This window comes from Pseudomonas sp. IT-P44, assembly GCF_949768225.1.
Taxonomy (GTDB): Bacteria; Pseudomonadota; Gammaproteobacteria; order Pseudomonadales; family Pseudomonadaceae; genus Aquipseudomonas; species Aquipseudomonas migulae.
In genome coordinates this window covers 185,817-208,407 of record NZ_CATKQM010000079.1, presented here as the reverse complement: position 1 = coordinate 208,407, position 22,591 = coordinate 185,817, and the positions used below count along the sequence as shown (strand labels likewise).

Annotated in this window: 19 protein-coding genes; 10 read left to right on the top strand and 9 right to left on the bottom strand. The window is 60.9% G+C overall.

Going from position 1 to position 22,591, the window contains the following annotated elements; translation table 11 throughout:
- Window positions 1-100 precede the first annotated feature (100 nt).
- The 6 genes from ACM6IO_RS27710 to ACM6IO_RS27685 all read left to right on the top strand — a co-directional run bounded on the left by ACM6IO_RS27710 (window position 101) and on the right by ACM6IO_RS27685 (window position 7,634).
- On the top strand, window positions 101-2,224 hold the full coding sequence (locus ACM6IO_RS27710) for a TonB-dependent receptor plug domain-containing protein (protein ID WP_192227933.1): 2,124 nt from the start codon (window positions 101-103) through the stop codon (window positions 2,222-2,224).
- Window positions 2,225-3,157, top strand: a complete 933-nt coding sequence (locus tag ACM6IO_RS27705; protein WP_192227934.1) for an ABC transporter substrate-binding protein — start codon at window positions 2,225-2,227, stop codon at window positions 3,155-3,157.
- The gene (locus tag ACM6IO_RS27700) at window positions 3,154-5,055 is read left to right on the top strand and encodes an ATP-binding protein (protein ID WP_192227935.1); all 1,902 of its coding nucleotides are present in this window, start codon (window positions 3,154-3,156) and stop codon (window positions 5,053-5,055) included. Before ACM6IO_RS27705 ends, ACM6IO_RS27700 begins: the two co-directional genes overlap by 4 nt.
- Before the next feature lie 247 nt (window positions 5,056-5,302).
- A complete protein-coding gene (gene fabA / locus ACM6IO_RS27695) occupies window positions 5,303-5,818 on the top strand; it encodes a 3-hydroxyacyl-[acyl-carrier-protein] dehydratase FabA (RefSeq protein WP_003179264.1) in 516 nt (171 codons plus the stop codon).
- Between the two features lie 11 nt (window positions 5,819-5,829).
- On the top strand, window positions 5,830-7,050 hold the full coding sequence (gene fabB, locus ACM6IO_RS27690) for a beta-ketoacyl-ACP synthase I (RefSeq protein WP_008029314.1): 1,221 nt from the start codon (window positions 5,830-5,832) through the stop codon (window positions 7,048-7,050).
- A 395-nt stretch (window positions 7,051-7,445) separates the two neighbouring features.
- Window positions 7,446-7,634, top strand: coding sequence for a hypothetical protein (locus ACM6IO_RS27685; protein ID WP_192420389.1), 189 nt, complete (start codon window positions 7,446-7,448; stop codon window positions 7,632-7,634).
- A gap of 70 nt (window positions 7,635-7,704) precedes the next feature.
- Here ACM6IO_RS27685 and ACM6IO_RS27680 read toward each other — a convergent pair whose 3' ends face one another.
- From ACM6IO_RS27680 to ACM6IO_RS27650, 7 genes are all read right to left on the bottom strand, one after another.
- Entirely contained in the window at window positions 7,705-8,247 is a 543-nt protein-coding gene (locus ACM6IO_RS27680) for a DUF2058 domain-containing protein (protein ID WP_008041629.1), read from the bottom strand.
- 28 nt (window positions 8,248-8,275) lie between these two features.
- Complete coding sequence (mazG, locus tag ACM6IO_RS27675) at window positions 8,276-9,109, bottom strand: nucleoside triphosphate pyrophosphohydrolase (protein ID WP_032828758.1); 834 nt, start codon at window positions 9,107-9,109, stop codon at window positions 8,276-8,278.
- A gap of 124 nt (window positions 9,110-9,233) precedes the next feature.
- The gene (relA, locus tag ACM6IO_RS27670; RefSeq protein WP_008029318.1) at window positions 9,234-11,477 is read right to left on the bottom strand and encodes a GTP diphosphokinase; all 2,244 of its coding nucleotides are present in this window, start codon (window positions 11,475-11,477) and stop codon (window positions 9,234-9,236) included.
- A gap of 122 nt (window positions 11,478-11,599) precedes the next feature.
- Complete coding sequence (gene rlmD / locus ACM6IO_RS27665; RefSeq protein WP_008029319.1) at window positions 11,600-12,952, bottom strand: 23S rRNA (uracil(1939)-C(5))-methyltransferase RlmD; 1,353 nt, start codon at window positions 12,950-12,952, stop codon at window positions 11,600-11,602.
- Window positions 12,952-13,854: a cysteine synthase CysM gene (cysM, locus tag ACM6IO_RS27660; protein ID WP_207286454.1), complete on the bottom strand. Its 903-nt coding sequence runs from the start codon at window positions 13,852-13,854 to the stop codon at window positions 12,952-12,954. Before cysM ends, rlmD begins: the two co-directional genes overlap by 1 nt.
- A 398-nt stretch (window positions 13,855-14,252) precedes the next feature.
- On the bottom strand, window positions 14,253-15,659 hold the full coding sequence (locus ACM6IO_RS27655; protein ID WP_192227938.1) for a sensor histidine kinase: 1,407 nt from the start codon (window positions 15,657-15,659) through the stop codon (window positions 14,253-14,255).
- Window positions 15,646-16,368 carry a response regulator transcription factor gene (locus ACM6IO_RS27650; RefSeq protein WP_008041637.1) on the bottom strand — a complete coding sequence of 241 codons (723 nt, stop codon included), beginning with the start codon at window positions 16,366-16,368 and terminating at the stop codon, window positions 15,646-15,648. The genes ACM6IO_RS27655 and ACM6IO_RS27650 overlap by 14 nt, the downstream gene beginning before the upstream one ends.
- Window positions 16,369-16,582: 214 nt before the next feature.
- On the opposite strand from ACM6IO_RS27650, the gene ACM6IO_RS27645 reads away from it, so the two are divergent.
- Entirely contained in the window at window positions 16,583-19,336 is a 2,754-nt protein-coding gene (locus ACM6IO_RS27645) for a response regulator (protein WP_008029326.1), read from the top strand.
- A gap of 201 nt (window positions 19,337-19,537) precedes the next feature.
- On the top strand, window positions 19,538-20,527 hold the full coding sequence (locus ACM6IO_RS27640; protein ID WP_192227939.1) for a 2-hydroxyacid dehydrogenase: 990 nt from the start codon (window positions 19,538-19,540) through the stop codon (window positions 20,525-20,527).
- 5 nt (window positions 20,528-20,532) lie between these two features.
- On the opposite strand, the gene ACM6IO_RS27635 is transcribed toward ACM6IO_RS27640, so the two are convergent.
- On the bottom strand, window positions 20,533-20,913 hold the full coding sequence (locus ACM6IO_RS27635) for a hypothetical protein (RefSeq protein ID WP_192227940.1): 381 nt from the start codon (window positions 20,911-20,913) through the stop codon (window positions 20,533-20,535).
- A 134-nt stretch (window positions 20,914-21,047) separates the two neighbouring features.
- Here ACM6IO_RS27635 and ACM6IO_RS27630 point away from each other — a divergent pair, with 134 nt between their 5' ends.
- Window positions 21,048-21,482 (top strand): hypothetical protein, encoded by a 435-nt coding sequence (locus tag ACM6IO_RS27630; protein ID WP_008029332.1) that lies wholly within the window; start codon window positions 21,048-21,050, stop codon window positions 21,480-21,482.
- The gene (locus tag ACM6IO_RS27625) at window positions 21,482-21,886 is read left to right on the top strand and encodes an META domain-containing protein (protein ID WP_192227941.1); all 405 of its coding nucleotides are present in this window, start codon (window positions 21,482-21,484) and stop codon (window positions 21,884-21,886) included. The genes ACM6IO_RS27630 and ACM6IO_RS27625 overlap by 1 nt, the downstream gene beginning before the upstream one ends.
- Window positions 21,887-22,061: 175 nt before the next feature.
- Here ACM6IO_RS27625 and ACM6IO_RS27620 read toward each other — a convergent pair whose 3' ends face one another.
- Window positions 22,062-22,529: a TlpA disulfide reductase family protein gene (locus ACM6IO_RS27620; protein WP_414912601.1), complete on the bottom strand. Its 468-nt coding sequence runs from the start codon at window positions 22,527-22,529 to the stop codon at window positions 22,062-22,064.
- Window positions 22,530-22,591: the final 62 nt, after the last annotated feature.

The window sequence follows — 22,591 nt, the reverse complement described above, 5'->3', positions numbered from 1 at the left end:
AGAAGACGGATAAATCCGAGGAAAATGCCGGCATCGTGACTGAAAAAGTCGACCCGCTCGGTTAACATGCGCGCCCATTAATCGCTATCAAGGATGTGTTGTGTCGTTTGGCCCCGCTGCACCTCGCTCTCCGCTGGTCCTGGCGCTGATATTCAGCCCGCCATTGCTGGCCGACGACCTGTTTCTCGACAACGAGCCGGTGCCGCAAGTGCTGACGGCTACGCGTCTTAAACAGTCGCCGGCGGCGGTTCCGGGAAGCATGACGGTGATCGACAGCGAACTGATCAACGCCAGTGGCGCCCGTGACATCAGTGAATTGCTGCGGCTGGTGCCGGGGATGATGGTCGGCAACATCAGCGGCAATCAGGCGGCGGTGAACTATCACGGCACCAACGCCAGCGAAGCGCGGCGCATGCAGGTGCTGATCGACGGGCGCTCGGTATACCGCGCCGGCCTGGCCACGGTCGACTGGAGCGACATTCCGGTGGCCATGGAAGACATCGAGCGCATCGAGGTTTTCCGCGGCCCGAACACGGTCAGCTATGGCGCCAATGCGTTGATGGCAGTGGTCAACATCATCACCCGCAACCCGGCCGACAGCCATGGTACGCGGGTCAAAGTCACCCGTGGCCAGCGCGGCATCGATGACTTTTACGCCAGTCAGGGCGTGGGTTGGGACGGTGGTGACATGCGCCTGTCGCTGTCCGGCCAGCAGGACGACGGCTTTGACTCGGACCGCCGCGGCGCCGATTACCGCGACAGCCGCCGCTTGAACCGCTTCAACCTCGCCGTCAGCCAGGCGCTCAACGAACAGCAAAGCCTCGATTGGCAATTGAATGCCAAGGACGGCAGCAACCAGCGGCCTTATACCTACCGCCCGGTGTTTTCGGGGATTACCGCCGCCGGGAACAATTCCGACGTTGTGGCCAAGGACTATGCCGGTTCCCTGCGCTGGAACCTCGATGTTAATCCTGATCACAGCCTTTATATCCAGGGCTCGGCCCAGCACTGGGATCGCCAGCAGACCTGGCGCGCCTGCGACGCCGAGGTTTCGTTCAGCCCTGAACTGACCGAGCTCTGGCAGCTCAATCCGAATTACACCGAGCGCCTGGCGCGCAATATCGAGCGTTACGTCGGCCTCGGCGCACCGTCCGGCACGCCGACAGAAAAAGCCTTGGCCAGTAAAGTGCTGGACCAGTGGCGCAACGGCGCCCGCCAAACCTTGTGCGGCGACATCGACCAGAGCACCCGCGAGACGCGCTACGACCTCGAACTGCAAGACACCCTCAGCCTGTCCGACAGTCTGCGACTGGTCAGCGGCCTGAACTATCGTTACGACCGGGCAGATTCCGAGACCTACTTCAATGGCACGCTCGACGACACGACATGGCGCGCGTTCGGCCAGCTCGAGTGGCGCGCCAGCGAACACTGGCTGTTACAGGGCGGTGCAATGTTCGAAGACACGCAATTGATCGGCAGCTCGCTGACGCCGCGCGTGGCGGTCAACTATCTGATCAATCCGCGCCACGGCTTGCGTGCGGTGTATTCGGAAGCCATCCGCTCGCCGGACATGTTCGAGAACAACGTCAACTGGAGTTACCGGGTGACCAACCTGCAACCCGCTGCCTACGGCCAGAACAGCGCCCGCTATTTCGTCAAGACCCGCGGTCCCGGCAATCTCGACCAGGAACACATGCGCTCGCGGGAACTGGGCTACAACGGTTACTTCGCCGAGTGGAGGCTGGCGGTGGACGTGAAGGTGTTTCACGACGAAATCACTGGCATGATCAGCGAGCCGCTACGCAACAATCAGTACATCGCCAGCAACGCCAACAGCTCGCGCTTCACCGGTACGGAAACCCAGCTCGACTGGCGCCTGAGCAGTGCCGATCGCTTGCGCCTGACCTACGCCTACGTCGATGCCGAGGCGAGCAACCCGCTGGATGCGCAACAGACCGCGCGCAACAGCGGCTCCGCCGGTTGGCTGCGCGATTGGGGCCACGGCTGGAACAGCGCGCTCTTCTACTATGGTGACGACGCGCTCAACGGCTATCGCTTTGAACGGGTCGACACGCGCATCGCCAAGCGCGTTGGCCTAGGCAAGGCCAGCCTGGAACTGGCCGGCGTCCTCCAACAGCGCCTGGACAATCAACCCACGACGTTCATCGACAACCGCTATGACGAGCGGCGAGTGCTCTACTTCAGCGCGGAGCTGGCGTTCTAAATGTTGCGCTCTCTATCACGGATGATGCCAAACCCTGGCCGCCTGCTGGCCGGGTTGTGCCTGGTGTTTGCCGGGTGGCTGGGTAGCCTTTCGGTCAACGCTGCCGAGATTCTGCTGGCCGGCGCCGACGACAGCGCGGGCATGCAGTCTTTCGCCAAGGCCCTGAGCGACCTGCGCCCGGCTGACAACGTTCGCTTTCAGCCACTGGCCAATCTGCCGACACCGGACAAATTGCCCGCCGGCACCCGGTTGATCCTGCTGGATCTGCCGAGCCTCGACTGGCGCCTGCAAGACGCCCGAGGCCCGGCGACGCTGGTGCTGCGCATCAGCCGCCTGCAAGCCCGCCAACGCCTGGGGGCAACTGTGCCGGCGCATTTGAGCCTGTTGTGGAGCGATCCACCGCTGGATCGGCAATTACGCCTGACCCGAATCCTGTTGCCTCAGGTCAAACGGGTCGGGGTGCTTTACGACAGCCACAGCGAATTTCTCCTGGGCGAACTGCGCGAGATCGCCAAGCCCCTGGGTTTCGAAATCGTCACCGAGCGCTGGGACAATACCCATGACAGCCGACCGTTGCAGACGCTGCTGAAAAACAGTGACGTGCTGCTGGGCCTCGACGATCCCGACTTGTACAACCCCAAAACCGCGAAAAACCTGCTGCTCAGCAGCTACACACGGCAAACCGCACTGATCGGCCCCAACGCCGGGTTCGTCAAGGCCGGAAGCCTGACCAGCACCTACAGCGACCAGAGCGACTGGCTGGCGATTCTCGACGATCTGCTCGACCGGCCACCGGCCACGTGGCCGCGCACGCACTACGCCAATCGCTTCAAAGTATTGAGTAACCCACAAGTGGCTCGTTCGTTAGGCATTGAACAGATTAATGAAGCGTTGGTCGCAACACAGCTGGCCGAAGGAGAACGCCGCCCATGACTTTCCGTCGTCGTTGGGACATCAACACGCGAACCCAGATCATCAGCCTCGGCCCTGCCCTGCTGCTGACCTTGCTGCTGATCAGTTTCTTCACCTTCGTGCGGATCCAGGACCTGCGTCAGGAGCTCAATCACACCGGCCAACTGATCGCCAACCAACTGGCGCCGGCCGCCGAGTACGGGGTGATTTCCGGCAACAACGAGGTGCTTGAAAGTTTGCTCAAGGCCACCCTGGCCACGCCCAATGTGCGCTTTCTGGAAGTCCAGGACAGCGCCAACCGGATTCTGGTATACGTCGAGCACCCCTCGGAAACCTACACCCGCTCGCAACAGGTCGAAGTGTTCCAGGCGCCGGTGCGCTTGCAACGCATCGCACTGCACAATGATTTCTTCCAGGGCGGCAAAGTCACTGGCGCCGCCCCCGCCGAGGATTATCTGGGGCGGGTGATCGTCGGTCTGTCGAATGACGCCTTCAGCAAGCGCCAACAGGAAATCCTCTTCAAGGCCGGTGTCCTCGCGCTGTTCGCCCTGCTGTTCACTTTCCTGATTGCCCGGCGCCTGGCCGGCAGCCTGTCGCAGCCGATCCGCGACATCGGCAACGCGGTCAAGGCGATCCAGAGCGGCGACTACAAAACGCCATTGCCGATTGTCGACGACACCGAACTTGGCGCGCTGTCGCAGCACATCAACAACCTCGCCAGCGGTCTGGAACAGGCCAGCCGCGAACAGCATCAGGCCATGGCGCAGTTGATCCAGACGCGCGAAGAGGCGGAAAAAGCCAACAACGCCAAATCGGACTTCCTGGCGATGATGAGCCATGAATTGCGCACACCGATGAATGGCGTGCTCGGCATGCTGCAACTGCTGGAAACCACCGACATGACCGCGGAGCAGGTCGAGTACGCGGCGCTGGCCTCGGAGTCCACCGAACACTTGCTCAAAGTCATCAACGACATTCTCGACTTCTCGCGCATTGAACGTTCGGAGCTGGAACTGGAGCACATCCCGTTCAACCTCGCGGACCTGATCGGCAGTTGCGCCCAGTCGTTCTCGCACAGCGCGATGCAGCGCGGGCTCGACCTGGCGTTGCTGATTCCCGAGGACATGCGTGACTTGCAGGTGCAGGGCGACCCGACGCGGATTCGGCAAATCCTGGTGAACCTGGTGGGCAACGCGCTGAAGTTCACCGAAAAGGGACGCGTCAGCATCGAGCCGCAGTGGCAGTCGCTGGATCACGAGTTGTTGTGGTTCACCTGCACCGTGCGCGACAGCGGGATTGGTATCTCGGCCGAAAGCCTGGAATTGATGTTCAACGCGTTCCAGCAGGCCGACAGTTCTATTTCAAGGCGTTACGGCGGCACCGGGCTGGGGCTGCCGATTGCTCGCACCCTGGCAGAACGCATGGGCGGAACCTTGCGCGCCCAGAGCGAGGAAGGTCGCGGCTCGGTGTTCACCCTGGAAATCCCGCTGGCGCTGTATAAACAGAAGCTGCCGGTATTGACACCGCGTACACCGACCGGCAGCGGTGACGGTGAAGGACGCAATGTGCTGTTGGTCGAGGACAACCCGGTCAACCAGACCGTTATCGAAGCAATGTTGCGCAGTCTGGGCTTTACTGTCAGCGTCGCCACCGATGGCGCTCAAGCGGTGCGAAGTGCCGAAAGTCTGATTTTCGAAGCGATTCTGATGGACTGCCGACTGCCGATCATTGACGGCTACGAGGCCACCCGCCAGATCCGCCAATTACCCGGCTGCACTGACCTGCCGATCATCGCGCTGACCGCCAACGCCTTGCAGGGCGACCGCGAAGCCTGTTTATCGGCGGGAATGAACGATTACCTGGCCAAGCCCTTCAAACGCACTGATCTGCAGCAGATTCTGCAACGATGGGTGCAGTAGTGCAGGCCTTTCGACCATCTGCGACTGGCGTGAAAGGCGAAAGTGCGGCAGTCTTAGGCACCCGAACAGGCCCGAAAAGGGGCTTGAATAATAATTTCAGTGCACAAGTGTACATTCATGTCCTTGGTGCTGTGACTTTCACCACAACGCAATAGTCTATGAGTAGGCTGCCGATTCGAGGCATGAACGCTTCGATCGGTCGGGAAGATTTGCCCCACCTGCCGCATGGGACTATTGAGGAGCTCGCATGACCAAACAAAACGCCTTTACTCGGGAAGACCTGCTGCGCTGCAGTCGCGGTGAGCTGTTCGGCCCAGGTAACGCGCAACTGCCCGCCCCGAACATGCTGATGGTGGATCGCATCACCCTGATCAGCGAAGAAGGCGGCAAGTACGGCAAAGGTGAATTGGTCGCCGAGCTGGATATCACTCCGGATCTGTGGTTTTTCGCCTGTCACTTCGAAGGTGACCCGGTGATGCCAGGCTGCCTGGGCCTCGACGCCATGTGGCAACTGGTCGGTTTCTTCCTCGGCTGGCAAGGCCTGCCGGGCCGTGGCCGCGCCCTGGGTTCGGGCGAAGTGAAGTTCTTTGGTCAGGTTCTGCCGACCGCGAAGAAAGTGACCTATAACATTCATATCAAGCGCGTCCTCAAAGGCAAACTGAACCTGGCCATCGCCGATGGTTCGGTGACTGTCGACGGTCGCGAGATCTACACCGCCGAAGGCCTTCGGGTCGGCGTTTTCACCTCCACTGACAACTTCTAAGGGTTATCCGCATGCGCCGCGTCGTTATCACTGGTCTGGGCATCGTTTCGTGCCTGGGCAATGACAAAGAGACCGTCTCCGCTAACCTGCGTGCAAGCCGCCCTGGCATCCGGTTCAACCCGGAATATGCCGAAATGGGTCTGCGTAGCCAGGTTTCCGGCTCCATCGACCTTCCCCTCGAAGAACTGATCGATCGCAAGATCTATCGCTTCGTCGGCCACGCGGCGGCTTACGCCTATCTGGCCATGAAAGACGCCATCGCTGACTCCGGTCTGACCGATGAGCAAGTCTCCAACCCGCGTACCGGCCTGATCGCCGGTTCCGGTGGCGCCTCCACGCTGAACCAGATGGAAGCGCTGGACATCCTGCGCGAGAAAGGCGTGAAGCGCGTTGGTCCATACCGTGTGACGCGGACCATGGGCAGCACCGTTTCCGCCTGCCTGGCCACACCGTTCCAGATCAAGGGTGTGAACTACTCGATCTCCTCCGCCTGCGCCACCAGTGCTCACTGCATTGGTACTGCGGTCGAGCAGATCCAGTTGGGCAAGCAGGACATCGTATTTGCCGGTGGCGGTGAAGAAGAACATTGGAGCCAGTCGTTCCTGTTCGACGCCATGGGCGCCCTGTCCACCCAGTACAACGAAACCCCGGAGAAGGCCTCCCGCGCCTACGACGCCAAGCGTGACGGTTTCGTCATCGCCGGCGGTGGCGGCATGGTGGTGGTCGAGGAGCTGGAACACGCTCTGGCTCGCGGCGCGAAAATCTACGCGGAAATCGTTGGCTACGGCGCAACCTCCGACGGCTACGACATGGTTGCCCCAAGCGGTGAAGGCGCCATCCGTTGCATGCAGATGGCCATGTCCACCGTTGACGCACCTATCGACTACCTGAACACCCACGGTACCTCGACTCCGGTCGGCGACACCAAGGAAATGGAAGGCGTGCGTGCGGTATTCGGCGACAAGGCTCCGGCCATCAGCTCTACCAAGAGCCTGTCCGGTCACTCCCTGGGCGCCGCTGGCGTTCACGAAGCGATCTACTGCCTGCTGATGATGGAAGGCAACTTCATGGCGGGTTCCGCCAACATCGACGAGCTGGACCCAGCGGTGGCAGACATGCCGATCCTGACCAAGACTCGCGAAGACGTCGCCTTCAACACCGTGATGAGCAACAGCTTCGGCTTCGGTGGTACCAACGCTACTTTGGTACTGAAGCGCTGGCAGGGTAAGTAATTCCCCGCCGCTACGCTGCACACAAAAACGCCCCGACTGGTTCGGGGCGTTTTTTTATGCCTAAAGAATGTGCACAGCAATGCTTTTTGTAGGAGCCAGCGATGCGGCGGTCCGACTTGCCGGCGAAGGCGCACTCAAGGACGCCTTCGCCGGCAAGCCTGGCTCCTACAGGTGCCGTGTTCTACCAGCGATATATTCACGACGAACATGAAGCTTTTGTCATGAAACTCAAAGCCCTGCGACCGAATGTCGCGTATTACGCGGGCTGCAGCACTTTTACAGAATTGGCAAGAGTGCGTTACCAAACACAATCATTTACTTAGCAAGCTAACCAAACATATAACTGAGTCCTGCACACGCCTTGCTGCAGATATCACAGAGATTGGAGCTAGCAGATGACTGTAAAAGTAACTGAACGCGACGATTCACATAAATCCCACGAGGGCGTAGCCGCCGGCATCCGGATCTGGGACGTGCACCAACAAGGCATGTTGGTTGGGATGTTCCACTCCGAAACCGACGCCCACAGCTACAAGGCCGAACTGGAAACACTGGAGCAACAACGAGAGCTCCGATCCGCATAAGCAACGACAGCATTGAAAACGACAAACCCCGCCATGAGCGGGGTTTGTCGTTGTAGCAGTCGTTAACCGCTTACCACATCAGATCATCAGGAATCTGATAGGCCGCGTACGGATCGTCTTCAGCCGCCGCTTCTTCGGTCTGCACGTTCAGCTGCACGATGCGCTGCGGATCGCGTTCCTGGATCTTCAGGGCCGCCTCACGCGGGATCACTTCGTAGCCGCCGGCATGGTGCACGATCGCCAGCGAGCCGTTGCTGAGCTTGTTGCGCATCAGCGCGTTGACCGACAGGCGCTTGACCTTCTTGTCGTCAACGAAGTTGTAGTAGTCCTCGGTGGTCAGCTTCGGCAGGCGCGAGACTTCGATCAATTGCTTGACCTGCGCGGCACGGGCCTTGGCCTCGGCTTTCTCTTGCTGCTGACGGTTCAGCTCCTGGTCACGCTTGACCTTCTCGGCCAGTGCTTCCTGCGCCAGACGCTGCTGGGTGTCGTCCTGTTCGATCTGACCTTTATGGACCAGACGCTGCTGCTTCTGCTTCTCTTTGCCGACCTGTTTGGCCTGCTTTTGGTTGACCAGCCCTGCCTTTAGCAACTGGTCGCGAAGGGAAATGCTCATGGTGCTTATTTCTCACTTAGGCCACTGCTCAACCGCAGCTGGGCAAATTCTTTTCCTGACGTTTGGCTTCGCCCCACAAGGCGTCCAACTCTTCGAGGGTGCAATCTTCTATGGGACGGTGGGTGTCGCGCAATGCCTGTTCGATAAAACGGAAGCGTCTTTCGAATTTGCTGTTGGCACCGCGCAAGGCGGTTTCCGGATCGACCTTTAAATGACGCGCCAGATTGACCACGGAAAACAGCAGGTCACCGACTTCATCGGCAATCGCTGCCGAGTCGTTGTCGGCCATGGCTTCGAGCACTTCATCGAGCTCTTCGCGGACTTTATCCAGCACCGGCAACGCATCCGGCCAGTCGAAACCGACCTGCCCTGCGCGCTTTTGCAACTTGGCCGAACGGGATAACGCCGGCAACGCGGCGGGCACGTCGTCGAGCAAGGACAGTTGTTGCGGCGCCGCAGATTTCTCGGCGCGCTCTTCAGCCTTGATTTCTTCCCAGCGCTGCTTGACCTGCTCTTCACTCAGACGCGGAACATCCAGCGGCGCGTACAGATCGCCGGTGGGGAACACGTGGGGATGACGACGGATCAACTTGCGGGTGATGCTGTCGATGACGCCGGCGAATTCGAAGCGCCCTTCTTCCCGGGCCAGTTGGCTGTAATAAACCACCTGGAACAGCAAATCGCCCAGCTCGCCTTGCAAGTGATCGAAGTCACCGCGCTCGATGGCATCGGCGACTTCGTAGGCTTCCTCAAGGGTGTGCGGGACGATGGTCGCGTAGGTTTGCTTGATGTCCCACGGGCAGCCGAACTGCGGGTCGCGCAGACGGCTCATCAGGTGCAGCAAATCTTCAAGTGAATACATCTTTTATTAATCTCTACGCTCTGTAGGAGCGAGGCTTGCCCGCGAAAGCTGCATGTCTGACACACCGTTTTCGCGGGCAAGCCTCGCTCCTACAGATATCACCATCAATTTCCGTGAAGGTTTCTCACGGCGTACGGTTACGCCGGGTTTCGATGATGTTCGGCAACTGGGATATCCGCCCCAGCAACCGCCCAAGCGCATCCAGCCCCGGAATCTCGATGGTCAGGGACATCAACGCGGTGTTGTCCTCTTTGTTCGAGCGGGTGTTGACCGCCAGCACGTTGATCCGCTCGTTGAGCAACACTTGCGAGACATCACGCAGCAAACCGGAACGGTCGTAGGCACGGATGATGATGTCCACCGGATAGGTGAGCACCGGCACCGGCCCCCAGCTGACCTGGATGATCCGCTCAGGCTCGCGCCCGGCCAGTTGCAGCACCGAGGCGCAGTCCTGACGGTGAATGCTCACGCCACGGCCCTGGGTGATGTAACCGACGATGGCATCGCCCGGCAACGGCTGGCAGCAGCCCGCCATTTGCGTCATCAGGTTGCCGACGCCCTGGATCTGAATGTCGCCGCGCTTGCCCGGTTTGTAGCCGGTGGCCTTGCGCGGAATCAGTTCCAGCTGCTCGTTGCCGCGTTCCGGCTCGACCAGTTGCTGTGCGAGGTTCACCAGTTGCGCCAGGCGCAAATCGCCTGCGCCCAACGCGGCGAACATGTCCTCGGCAGTCTTCATGTTGGCCTTGTCGGCCAGCTTGTCGAAATCCACCGCCGGCAAGCCAAGGCGACTGAGTTCGCGTTCGAGCAGGGTTTTACCGGCCGCGACGTTCTGATCGCGCGCCTGCAATTTGAACCAGTGAACGATCTTCGCCCGCGCCCGCGAGGTGGTGATGTAACCCAGGTTCGGGTTCAGCCAGTCGCGGCTCGGGGTGCCGTGCTTGCTGGTGATGATCTCGACTTGCTCACCGGTTTGCAGGCTGTAGTTGAGCGGTACGATGCGCCCGTTGATCTTCGCGCCACGGCAGTTGTGACCGATTTCGGTGTGCACGCGGTAAGCGAAGTCCAGCGGCGTCGCGCCTTTCGGCAAGTCGATGGCGTGACCGTCGGGGGTGAAGATGTACACCCGGTCCGGCTCGATATCGACCCGCAGCTGTTCCGCCAGGCCGCCGATGTCGCCCAACTCTTCGTGCCACTCGAGCACCTGACGCAGCCAGGAGATTTTCTCTTCGTAGTGGTTGGAGCCGGACTTGACGTCGGTGCCCTTGTAGCGCCAGTGCGCGCAAACGCCCAGCTCGGCCTCTTCGTGCATGGAATGGGTGCGGATCTGCACTTCCAGCACCTTGCCCTCAGGCCCGATCACCGCCGTGTGCAACGAGCGGTAGCCGTTCTCTTTCGGGTTGGCGATGTAGTCGTCGAATTCTTTCGGGATGTGCCGCCACAAGGTGTGGACGATGCCGAGCGCGGTGTAGCAATCGCGCATTTCCGGCACCAGCACGCGAACGGCGCGAACGTCGTAGATCTGGCTGAACTCCAGACCCTTGCGTTGCATTTTGCGCCAGATCGAATAGATGTGTTTGGCCCGGCCGCTGATGTCGGCATCGACGCCGGTGGCCTGCAATTCGACTTTCAGCTGGTTCATCACATCGGCGATGAAACGCTCGCGATCCAGGCGCCGCTCGTGCAGCAACTTGGCGATCTGCTTGTACTGATCGGGCTCGAGGTAGCGGAAGGACAAGTCCTCCAGTTCCCACTTGATGTGACCGATGCCGAGACGGTGGGCGAGCGGCGCGTAGATGTCGAAGACTTCCCGGGCGACGCGGTTGCGCTTCTCGTCGTCGGCGGTTTTCACCGCTCGGATCGCGCAGGTGCGTTCGGCCAGTTTGATCAGCGCGACACGCACGTCGTCGACCATGGCCACGAGCATCTTGCGCAGGTTTTCCACCTGACCCTGAGTGCCCATCACCATGGATTTACGCGGGCTCAGGCTGTCGCTGATCGCCGCCATGCGTTGCACGCCGTCGATGAGTTTGGCCACCACGGGACCAAAGCGCTGGCTGACCGCCGGCAACTGGATCTGGCCTTCGCGCACGCCTCGGTACAGGACCGCGGCGACCAGCGAATCCTGATCGAGCTTGAGATCGGCGAGGATCTCGGCAATTTCAAGGCCGGTGCGGAAACTGGAGTTTCCCTCGGACCACAAATTCTTCGCCGCATTGGCTTGTTGTTCTGCCTCGCGAGCGTACTCGCAGGCTTCTTTCAAGGCTTCGCGATCCAGTGCCAGATCGACACTGACCGCATGATCGAGCCAAGCCTCGAGATTGATACTGCCGTCGGTGTTGATCGGCTGGTGTGCTCTCACCTGTACCATCTTGCTTACCTTCCCTACGACGCAGATTCAATGCGTCAAATCGCTGACCTTCGCTGCCCATGAGCCCACGTCGGGCTGGTACGCGGCTGCACGGGCGGGCCAGTCGGACCAGACGAGCCTTCCTAACTCGCTTCAAATAACGCCATGGCTTCGACATGCGCCGTCTGAGGAAACATATCGAGAATCCCGGCACGTTTTAACCGGTAGCCCTGCTTGATCAATTCCACTGTGTCGCGCGCCAGCGTTGCCGGATTGCATGACACATACACCAACCGCTCGGCACCCATCGACTTGAGCTTGCGCACCACCTCGAAAGCACCGTCACGGGGTGGGTCCAAGAGTACCGCACAAAAGCCTTCGCGCGCCCATTCGGCATCGGTCAAAGGCTGGGATAAATCGGCCTGAAAAAACTTCGCATTATGAAGATTGTTGCTAGCGGCGTTCGCGGCTGCCCGCTCGACCATCGCCTGCACACCTTCGACTGCCACCACTTCGCGAACCGCCTTGGCCAGCGGCAAGGCAAAGTTACCCAACCCACAGAATAGATCGAGAACGCGCTCATCCGCTGTCGGCTTCAACCAGTCCAGCGCCTGGGCAACCATCGCTTCGTTGACCGCCGCGTTGACCTGAATGAAGTCTCCCGGCCGGTACGCCAGGTCCAAATCCCACTGTTCAAGGCGATAGCCCAAAGACTGATCGGCTTGAACCGGTTGTGGCTCGCCCTCTCCATGCAGCCACAATTGAGCTTCATGAAACGAGCAGAAATCCTTGAGGATCGTCAGATCGGATTCGGACAACGGCGCCATGTGCCGCAGCAAAACCGCCAACGACGAACCACTGAACAATTCCACATGCCCCAGCGCCTGAGGCTTGCTCAAGCGGCGGAGCATTTCCGGCAAGCGGGTCATGATCGGCTGCAAGGGCTGTACCAGCACCGGGCATTCGTTGATCGCAACGATGTCCTGACTGCCAGCGGCGCGGAAACCGACTTCAAGCTTTTTCGCTTTCATGTCCCAGCGCACCGCTACACGGGCGCGACGGCGGTAAGCGAATTCCGGACCGCTTAACGGCGCGGCCCATTCTTCGGGCTCGACACCGGCGACCTTCGACAATTGCTCGGCGAGCATGCGCTGTTTCAGGGCAAGTTGTTCGGTGTGCGGCAGATGTTGCACGCTGCAACCGCCACAGCGACCGGCATGCGGACACGGTGCCGGGCGACGCAGTTCGCTGGCCTGGAACACACGCTCGGTGCGCGCCTCGACTACTTTGCCGTGGGCGCCCAACACGCGCGCCTCGACCTCTTCACCGGCCAATGCGCCGATGACGAACCAGGTGCGACCTTCGAAAAACGCGATACCGCGACCGTCATTCGCCAGGCGCTCTATAGTCAGGCGCTGCTTTTTGCCGGTCGGAATTTGCGGGGCCTTGCTGCCGCCGGTGGGCTGGAAGCGCAGGCCTCTCTCGTGCTTGGCCATCAGTTGGGCGCGTCGAAAATGCCGGTCGACAAGTAACGGTCGCCACGGTCGCAGATGATCGCGACGATCACCGCGTTTTCAACTTCTTTGGACAGGCGCAGCATCGCTGCCACGGCACCGCCCGAGGACACGCCGCAGAAGATGCCTTCTTCGCGAGCCAGACGACGGGTCACGTCCTCGGCTTCGCTTTGCGCCATGTCGACGATGCGGTCCACGCGATCGGCCTGGTAGATCTTCGGCAGGTATTCCTGCGGCCAGCGACGGATGCCCGGGATCGCCGAGCCTTCCATCGGTTGCAGGCCGATGATCTGCACGTTGTCGTTCTGCTCTTTCAAGTAGCGCGACACGCCCATGATGGTGCCCGTGGTGCCCATCGAACTGACGAAATGAGTGATGGTGCCCTCGGTCTGACGCCAGATTTCCGGGCCGGTGGTGGTGTAGTGCGCTTGCGGGTTATCACCGTTGGCGAACTGGTCCAGCACCTTGCCACGGCCTTCGGCTTCCATTCGCTGAGCGAGGTCGCGTGCGCCCTCCATGCCTTCTTCCTGGGTGACCAGGATCAGCTCGGCGCCATACGCCGTCATCGCGGCCTTGCGCTCGGCGCTGGAGTTGTCCGGCATGATCAGGATCATCTTGTAACCCTTGATCGCGGCGGCCATGGCCAGGGCGATCCCGGTGTTGCCCGAGGTCGCTTCGATCAGCGTATCGCCGACGTGGATCTGCCCGCGCAACTCGGCGCGGGTAATCATCGACAGCGCCGGCCGGTCCTTGACCGAACCCGCCGGGTTGTTCCCTTCGAGCTTGAGCAAAAGGGTATTGCTGGTGGCGCCGGGCAGGCGCTGCAAACGAACCAGCGGAGTGTTGCCGACGCAATCGGCGATGGTTGGGTACTGCAAGGTCATGGCGTATTCGCAATCCAGACTGCGGGGGCGCCTATCATACCGGCAAACGTTGGAAGGCCATATCACGCAAAGTGCGGTGCTTATGGCTTATGGGAATAAGCGACTGATTCAGGACTCTGCTGCCTGCGCAACATAGACCTGGGCAGCGCCTCAAAACTCTAACTGAACAACTCCCGTGCCGAGTGACAGGGTTTGTGTCAGCAGCGCTCACACTTTTGCCGGCTGGATTTCGCTGCGACCGAACAGCGCAGCTTTGAACGAGATTTTACACTGGGGAGAAAATGATCAGGCTGTGGGTCCAGGAAAATTGTCTCACCAGCGGTGAGACTTTTTCGTGGGGCTGACCCGAAGGGCCTCTTCGCGGGCAAGCCTCGCTCCCACAGGGAATCAGGGGGGGATCACACCATTTGCGGTCGGCACACATCCACTGTGGGAGCGAGCCTGCTCGCGATGGCGTCATCAGCCACCAACCGCATGTTCAGCCGCAACCCTGCCCCAGTGTTCTCAGCCCAAAGCCGTCCGCCCTGGCGCTGTACCGCATTCCTTGCAATGCTCAGCCCCAACCCGAACCCGCCATTCCCCGGCCGCGAACCATCGAGTCGAGTGAACGGCGAGAAGATCCGCTCAAGATCCTCTTCAGCCACCCCGCCCCCTTCATCCTCCAGCCACAGATGCCAGTAACCGCCTTCACGCCGTCCATCCAGACGCACGATGCCGCCCTTCGGTGAATGGCGAATGGCATTGCGCAAGATGTTTTCCAGGGCCTGGGCCAAGGTGTTGAGATTGCCGCGCACCCAGCAGGATGAATCCACCGCGCACTGCAATTGGTCGGCGGGGCAGCAACTTTCATAGCAGGCGTTGTCCGTGAGCATTTCCCACAGTGCCTGAATCTGGATCGCCTCGTCGGGCAAGGGCGTGCGCTCGGTGTCGAGCCAGGCCAGTTGCAGCGTGTCTTCGACCAACCGTTGCATGCCATCGACTTCGCGGCCAATGCGTTCGCGCAGTTGCACCAGACTTTGCTCACCCTCGCTCGCCACGCGCAAACGGCTCAAGGGTGTGCGCAATTCGTGGGACAGGTCGCGCAGCAGTTGTTGTTGCAGGGCCACCGTGCTTTGCAGGCGCTCGGACATGTGATCGAACGCGCGGCCCAGCTCACCCAGTTCATCGCAGCGATTGGTCGTGCGGCTCGACAGGCGCACGCCCAACTGGTCGGCGCGCCACGCATTGGCCTGCTCGCGCAGTTGATTGAGGGGCACGACCAGCAATCGATACAGCCCGACGCACAACAGCAAGGTGAACAGTCCGGGAATCACGCCATTGGTGATGACGCGCCAGAACACCCGGTAGCGCCCCGGCTTGAACCGCTGGGGCAGTTCGATCACCAGGCTGCCGACGGATGAGTCGCCGGGAAACGGTACGCGCAGCCACGGCAGGCGTTTTTTGTGAATGGGCCAGTCCAGGCCACGCAGAAAAGTCAGGCGCTGGATTTCCTGGTCCGTCAGCGATTGGCTGCTCAACGACTGCAAATCGCCGCCAATCACACCCACCCAGCCCTTTTCACGCTGTCGCATATCCTGCAGCCAGGCATCGACACCTGCGCTCTGCCCCTGCTCCCATGCCTGTTCGGCTTCGGCAGCAAAGCGCGTCAGAGTGCCTCGGGCTTCGTCCGACAGGAACTGGTTGCGCTGTTCCATGTAGCGGCCCCAGGACCAGCTCAGCCAGATCATCAGCAGACAGAACGCCACCAGCAGACAGGCGAGTTTCCAGAACAGCGAATGCCTGCCCGGCAGGTCAGACCACTTCATGGTCAGCACTCAGGACATAGCCCTTGCCCCACACCGTGCGCACTTCCCGCTCGGTGTAGCCGATGGCCTTGAGCTTGCGACGGATCTGGCTGATGTGCATGTCGAGGCTGCGGTCGTGAGCCGCGTAACCCCGTTGCAACACGTGCTGATAAAGGAAGGCTTTGCTCAGCACCTCATCGCCGTTGCGATGGAGGGTGTCCAGCAACCGGTACTCGCTGCGGGTCAGGCCGGCGGCGTGTTCGCCATAGAACACCTCGAAGCATTCATCGTCGAAACGCAGGCTGTCCGCCACCAAGGCAACCGGCGCCACGGCCGGGCGACGATCCAGTGCGACGCGCCGCAGGATCGCTTCGATGCGCACGCGCAACTCGGCCATGCTGAAGGGCTTGGGCAAATAATCATCGGCGCCGAGGCGGAAACCGCTGATGCGATCGGCTTCGGCGCCCAGTGCCGACATCAGCACCACCGGTGTGGAATGGCTCTGGCGCAATTGGGTCAGCACGTTCAATCCGTTCATGCCCGGCAGCAGAATGTCCATCAGCACCACATCGAAGGCTTGCTCACGGGCAATCGCCAGGCCTTCCTGGCCGTTTTGGCACCAGGTCACCTGGAAACCGCTACGACCCAGTTGCTCGTGCACATAAGCACCGAGCACCAGGTCGTCTTCGATGGAGAGGATTCGGGGATGGCCAACAGAGATGGGAGTCATGAGTATCTGCAAATAATTCTCAGTTGATGATTATTCAAGATTGCCTCGCCGGGGGCAACCCAAGGTTTACCAGCCACGCAAAAGCGCTGGACTGCCCGACGAATGACGTCATCAATTTTACGAGGATTGCCCGCAAGCAAATCGCTACACTGCGCAAGTGGCGTGTACCGGATGTACGCGCAGGTTCTTAAATGGCTGGATGCAGGAGAGAGGCGTGCTCAAGAAACTGGGAATAAAAGGCCGCGTGCTGTTGCTGACCTTGCTGCCAACCAGCCTGATGGCCTTGGTGCTGGGCGGCTATTTCACCTGGATGCAGCAATCCGACCTGCAAACCCAACTCATGCAGCGTGGCGAAATGATCGCCGAACAGCTCGCGCCCCTTGTCGCGCCGGCCATGAGCCACAAGGACACCGAACTGCTGGAACGCATCGCCACCCAAGCGCTGGAAACGCCCGATGTGCGCGCGGTGACGCTCCTCGCCCCGGACCGCTCGTCGCTGGCGCATGCTGGCCCGACCATGCTCAATCCGGCGCCGCTGGGCAATGGCTCGCAAATGCTGCGCCGCAGCGGCAACGATGCGACGCGTTACCTGCTGCCGGTGTTCGGCAAGCACCGCAACCTGGCCGGTGACCTGATACCCGAGGAATCTGACCGCTTGCTGGGTTGGGTCGAACTCGAACTGTCCCACAACGGCATGTTGCTGCGCGGTTATCGCAGCCTGTTCGCCAGCCTGCTGTTGATCGGCGCGGGCCTCGCCGGTGCGGCGCTGCTGGCATTGCGCATGGGCCGTACGATCAATCGGCCGCTGAGCCAGATCAAGCAAGCGGTGGCGCAGCTCAAGGACGGTCACCTGGAAACCCGCCTGCCGCCGCTCGGCAGTCAGGAGCTCGATGAACTGGCGTCCGGCATCAACCGCATGGCCGGCACCCTGCAGAACGCCCAGGAAGAATTGCAGCACAGCATCGATCAGGCCACCGAAGACGTGCGCCAGAACCTGGAAACCATCGAAATCCAGAACATCGAGCTGGACCTGGCGCGCAAGGAGGCCCTGGAAGCGAGCCGGATCAAATCCGAATTCCTCGCCAACATGAGCCATGAAATCCGCACGCCGCTCAATGGCATTCTCGGTTTCACCCACTTACTGCAAAAAAGCGAACTGACCCCACGTCAGCTCGACTACCTGGGCACCATCGAAAAATCCGCCGACAGCCTGCTGGGGATCATCAACGAGATCCTCGACTTCTCGAAAATCGAGGCCGGCAAACTGGTGCTTGACCACATTCCGTTCAACCTGCGCGATTTGCTCCAGGACACCCTGACCATCCTCGCCCCGGCCGCCCACGCCAAACAACTGGAACTGGTGAGCCTGGTCTATCGCGACACGCCGCTGTCGCTGGTCGGCGATCCGCTGCGCCTGAAGCAGATCCTCACCAACCTCGTAAGCAACGCGATCAAGTTCACCCGCGAAGGCACCATCGTTGCCCGCGCCATGCTCGAAGACGAGCATGAAGACAGCGTGCAACTGCGCATCAGCATTCAGGACACCGGCATCGGCCTGTCGAACGAGGACGTACGCGCCCTGTTCCAGGCCTTCAGCCAGGCCGACAACTCGCTGTCCCGGCAACCCGGCGGCACCGGCCTGGGGCTGGTGATTTCCAAGCGCCTGATCGAACAGATGGGCGGCGAGATCGGCGTCGACAGCACGCCGGGCGAAGGCTCGGAATTCTGGATCAGCCTGAGCCTGCCGAAAACCCGCGACGACGCCGAAGACCTGCCCGCTCCGCCGTTGCTCGGACGCCGCGTCGCCGTGCTGGAGAACCACGAACTGGCCCGTCAGGCGTTGCAGCATCAACTGGAAGACTGTGGCCTGGAAGTCACCCCGTTCAATACCCTGGAAAGCCTGACCAATGGCGTGACCGGCGCACACCAGACCGATCTGGCGATCGACCTCGCCGTGCTTGGCATCACCAGCAATGACATGCCGCCGGAGCGCCTCAACCAGCATATCTGGGACCTCGAGCACCTCGGCTGCAAAGTGCTGGTGCTGTGCCCGACCACCGAACAGACGCTGTTCCACCTCTCGGTGCCGAACCCGCACAGCCAGCTCCAGGCCAAACCGGCCTGCACGCGCAAGTTGCGCCGGGCCTTGTCCGATCTGGTCAATCCGCGCCAGCAACGTAGCGATCCCGGTGAGCCGGTGTCCAGCCGCGCGCCGAAGGTGCTCTGCGTCGACGACAACCCGGCCAATCTGTTGCTGGTGCAAACCCTGCTCGAAGACCTTGGCGCCAAGGTGCTTGCAGTGGAAAGCGGCTATGCCGCCGTCAAAGCGGTGCAGACCGAGACCTTCGACCTGGTGTTGATGGACGTGCAGATGCCCGGCATGGACGGGCGTCAGAGCACCGAAACCATTCGCCAGTGGGAAAGCGAACGGCATTGCACGCCGCTGCCGATCGTGGCCCTCACCGCTCACGCGATGGCCAACGAAAAACGCGCGCTGCTGCAAAGTGGCATGGATGATTACCTGACCAAACCGATCAGCGAGCGGCAATTGGCTCAGGTGGTGTTGAAGTGGACCGGCCTGGCATTGCGCAATCAGGGGCCCGAGCGTTCCAGTGACAGTCACGGCGGCAGCCACGAGCTGCAAGTGCTGGATCACGAAGAAGGGTTGCGGCTGGCGGCGGGCAAGGCGGATCTGGCGGCGGACATGCTGGCGATGTTGCTGGCATCGCTGGAAGCCGACCGCGAAGCCATCCGCTTCGCCCGGGAAACCAACGATCACAACGCGTTGATCGAACGCGTGCACCGCCTGCACGGCGCCACCCGTTATTGCGGCGTGCCGCAGCTGCGCGCTGCCTGCCAGCGCAGCGAAACCCTGCTCAAGCAACAGGACCCGAAGGCTCCGGGCGCATTGGAAGACCTCGACCGGGCCATCAATCGCCTCGCGGCGCATGCCCGTATCAATGCTTGATGCAACGCAATCCGTTTGATTGCCACGGGCGTAAGCTCACCGCAATCCCTTGTAGGAGCATGGCTTGCCAGCGAAGGGGCCCTCAAACCCTTCTTCATTCTGGAGGGCGCCTTCGCTGGCAAGCCATGCTCCTACAGGGTATCCGGCAGGCCTGAAGTTTTCGGCAACAGGCATACAGCGTGTTTTTTCCAGGAGGACGCCATGCGTACGATTCTTTTCAGCAGCCAGACCTACGACCGCGACAGTTTTCTCGGCGCCGACCTCCCTGCCGGCATCGAGCTGCACTTTCAATCGGCGCGACTCAGCCTCGACACGGCAGCGCTGGCGGAACATCACGAAGTGGTCTGCGCCTTTATCAATGACGACCTCAGCGCCCCAGTGCTCGAACGCCTTGCGGCGGGCGGCACACGCCTGATTGCCCTGCGTTCGGCCGGCTACAACCATGTCGACCTGGCGGTGGCGAAGCGCCTGGGGTTGTCGATTGTGCGGGTTCCGGCCTACTCGCCCCACGCGGTGGCCGAACACGCGGTGGCGCTGATCCTGGCGCTCAACCGTCGTTTGCACCGTGCCTACAACCGCACCCGCGAAGGGGATTTCAGCCTCCACGGGCTGACGGGGTTCGACCTGGTGGGCAAAACGGTCGGCGTGGTCGGCACCGGGCAAATCGGCGCGACCTTCGCGAAAATCATGAACGGTTTCGGCTGCCGGCTACTGGCCTATGATCCTTACCCCAATCCACAGGTCGAAGCCCTCGGCGCACGTTATTTGAATTTGCCCGAGCTGTTGGCCGAGTCGCAGATCATCAGCCTGCACTGCCCGCTCAACGAGCAGAGCAAACACCTGATCAACCGCGAGTCACTGGCGCACATGCAAGCAGGCGCCATGTTGATCAATACCGGTCGCGGCGGTCTGGTGGACACACCGGCGCTGATCGACGCGCTGAAAGACGGCCAACTCGGTTATCTGGGGCTGGATGTGTATGAAGAAGAGGCGCAGCTGTTCTTCGAGGACCGTTCCGACCTGCCGCTGCAGGACGATGTGCTGGCGCGCCTGCTGACCTTCCCGAACGTGATCGTCACCGCGCATCAGGCCTTCCTGACCCGTGAAGCCCTGGGTGCAATTGCCGCGACGACGTTGCAGAACATTGCAGCCTGGGCGGCAGGCACGCCGCAAAATCAGGTCGAGGGCTGAGCGGATCAGATCTTGGACAACAGGATCATCAAGGCCAGCCAGCCAAAACCGAGCAAGCGTTGGCCTGTTGAATGCCCGGGACGCAGCAGGAACCAGACAAAAAACGGTGGCAGAAAGAAAATCATCAGTTTCAGCCACAGCTCCACCGGACGCGAACCGTTGAGCGTCGGAGCAGGAACCGCAGCCTCGACGCCGGCTTTGCGTTTACGCCCGAACGCGGCCGGCGAAACCTTGGCCACGCTCTCGTCTTGCGGTAAACGTCCGAAAGACAGTGGCGCCTTCGACGTTGCCGCTTGCGCCTCTCGTGTCGGCGCACCGCAATGAACACAAGCAGGCGCCGTTGAACTGATGCGTTGCTTGCACTCAAAACATTCGATTAACGCCATGTCCGTTCCTTAGAAATGCAAAAGCGGCAGTTTGCCATGAGTCGGCAGGTCATTTGAACCTGATCGAAGGTCATCTGCTTGCGCAATGCTGCGTGCAGGCCCGTGCTAGCATACCGCGCATATTTGGAGGACCCATGGTCGAACACGATTTCCGCTATAACCTGATGAACCCGCAACACACCCTCACCGAATGCCGCGCCCTCGTGCCGGGGCGTTATCAAGTCACCGGCAACGGCGGCTCGATTCGCAACAATGACGTGCTGGTCGTGACCCTCAAAGGCGCCAAGGACTTGTCCATGCGCCTGACCGTCGAAACGGTTCGCCATTTGATCAACCCGCCCGGTCAATGGGTCGCGGTGGCCAGTGGTCCGGTGTTCGGTGAACTGGCGATCCACACCTGGAAAGTCAACTGCGACAGCTGCGCCAAAGAGCTGAGCTTCGAGTTCGCGGTCGACGCCAAACTGGGTAACAAGGCTGAAAAGCCTGCCGCCACCGCGCGGATCGCCGAGTTGGGCTGGACCGCCGTCGGTGAGAAGCACCTGTGCCCGAAATGCCAGGAGCCTGCGTGATGAAACGCCTTGCTCTGACCGCAATGGTCGGCGCCAGCCTGCTGGGCTGTGCCGCCGAGCCGGTAAAATTGCAGCAGAACCGCAGCTACATTCTGGAATGGATCGGCGAACGCCCGCTGATGGATTACAGCCACCTGACCGTCACCCTCGGCGAAGATGGCCGGGCCTATGGCAACGGCGGCTGCAACCACTGGTTCGCACCGTATACGCTCGAAGACGACAAGCTGAGTTTCGGCAAGGTCGGCAGCACGCGCAAACTGTGCGCGCCGGCGTTGATGGAACAGGAAAAGCGCTTCCTCCAGGCCCTGGAAAACGTGCAGCGCTGGGATGTTTCGCCGATCGACCAGATGCGCTTCTGGCCGGCCGAAGGCAAGCCGCTGCGTTGGTGGCTTGAAGAAGGCTAAGCCTTGCCGGCGACAACGGCGGGCCAATCACCATTGATGTCGCCTGATACGATTTCCCCTGTAGGAGCCGGCTTGCTGGCGATAGCGGTGTGTCAGGCGACATAAATGCTGACTGATTCACCGTCATCGTCGGAACGCCGCCCGCAGCAAGCCGGCTCCTACAGGTCCGTGTGAATCAGTTCGTTGCTTTTAACGCCTCAAGCTTCGCCATCAGCCCCGCCGCTGTCTGCTCGCCCATCAGCTGTTCCCGCACCTTGCCCTTGTTATCGATGATGTACGTCACCGGCAACGCCTCGCTGCGCGGCAGTTCAAACAGCTCCGCCGGATCAAAAGCCAATACGGTGAACCTGATCCCCAGTTTCTCGCTGGCGCTTTTCAGCTCTTCGCCCTGCACATTGTCGAAGTTGACCCCGAACACACCGATCTTCTTGTCCTTCAACTGCTCGGCCAGCCCGTTCAATTCCGGGATCTCGGTTCGGCACGGGCCGCACCATTCGGCCCAGTAATTAAGCACCAGCCATTGTTTGTCCAGACGTTCGGCGGCGACTTTTTGGCCGTTCTGATCGATGCCATAGTCATTGCCGCAGCCCCCCAACATCAGCGCACCGATGATCGCCAATGCCGCTGCCAATCGCCTTGTCATGTCGTGATCCTTGTTCAAAATTGAATGCGCCTGCGACCCATCGCCTCCCAAGGTTCTGGATT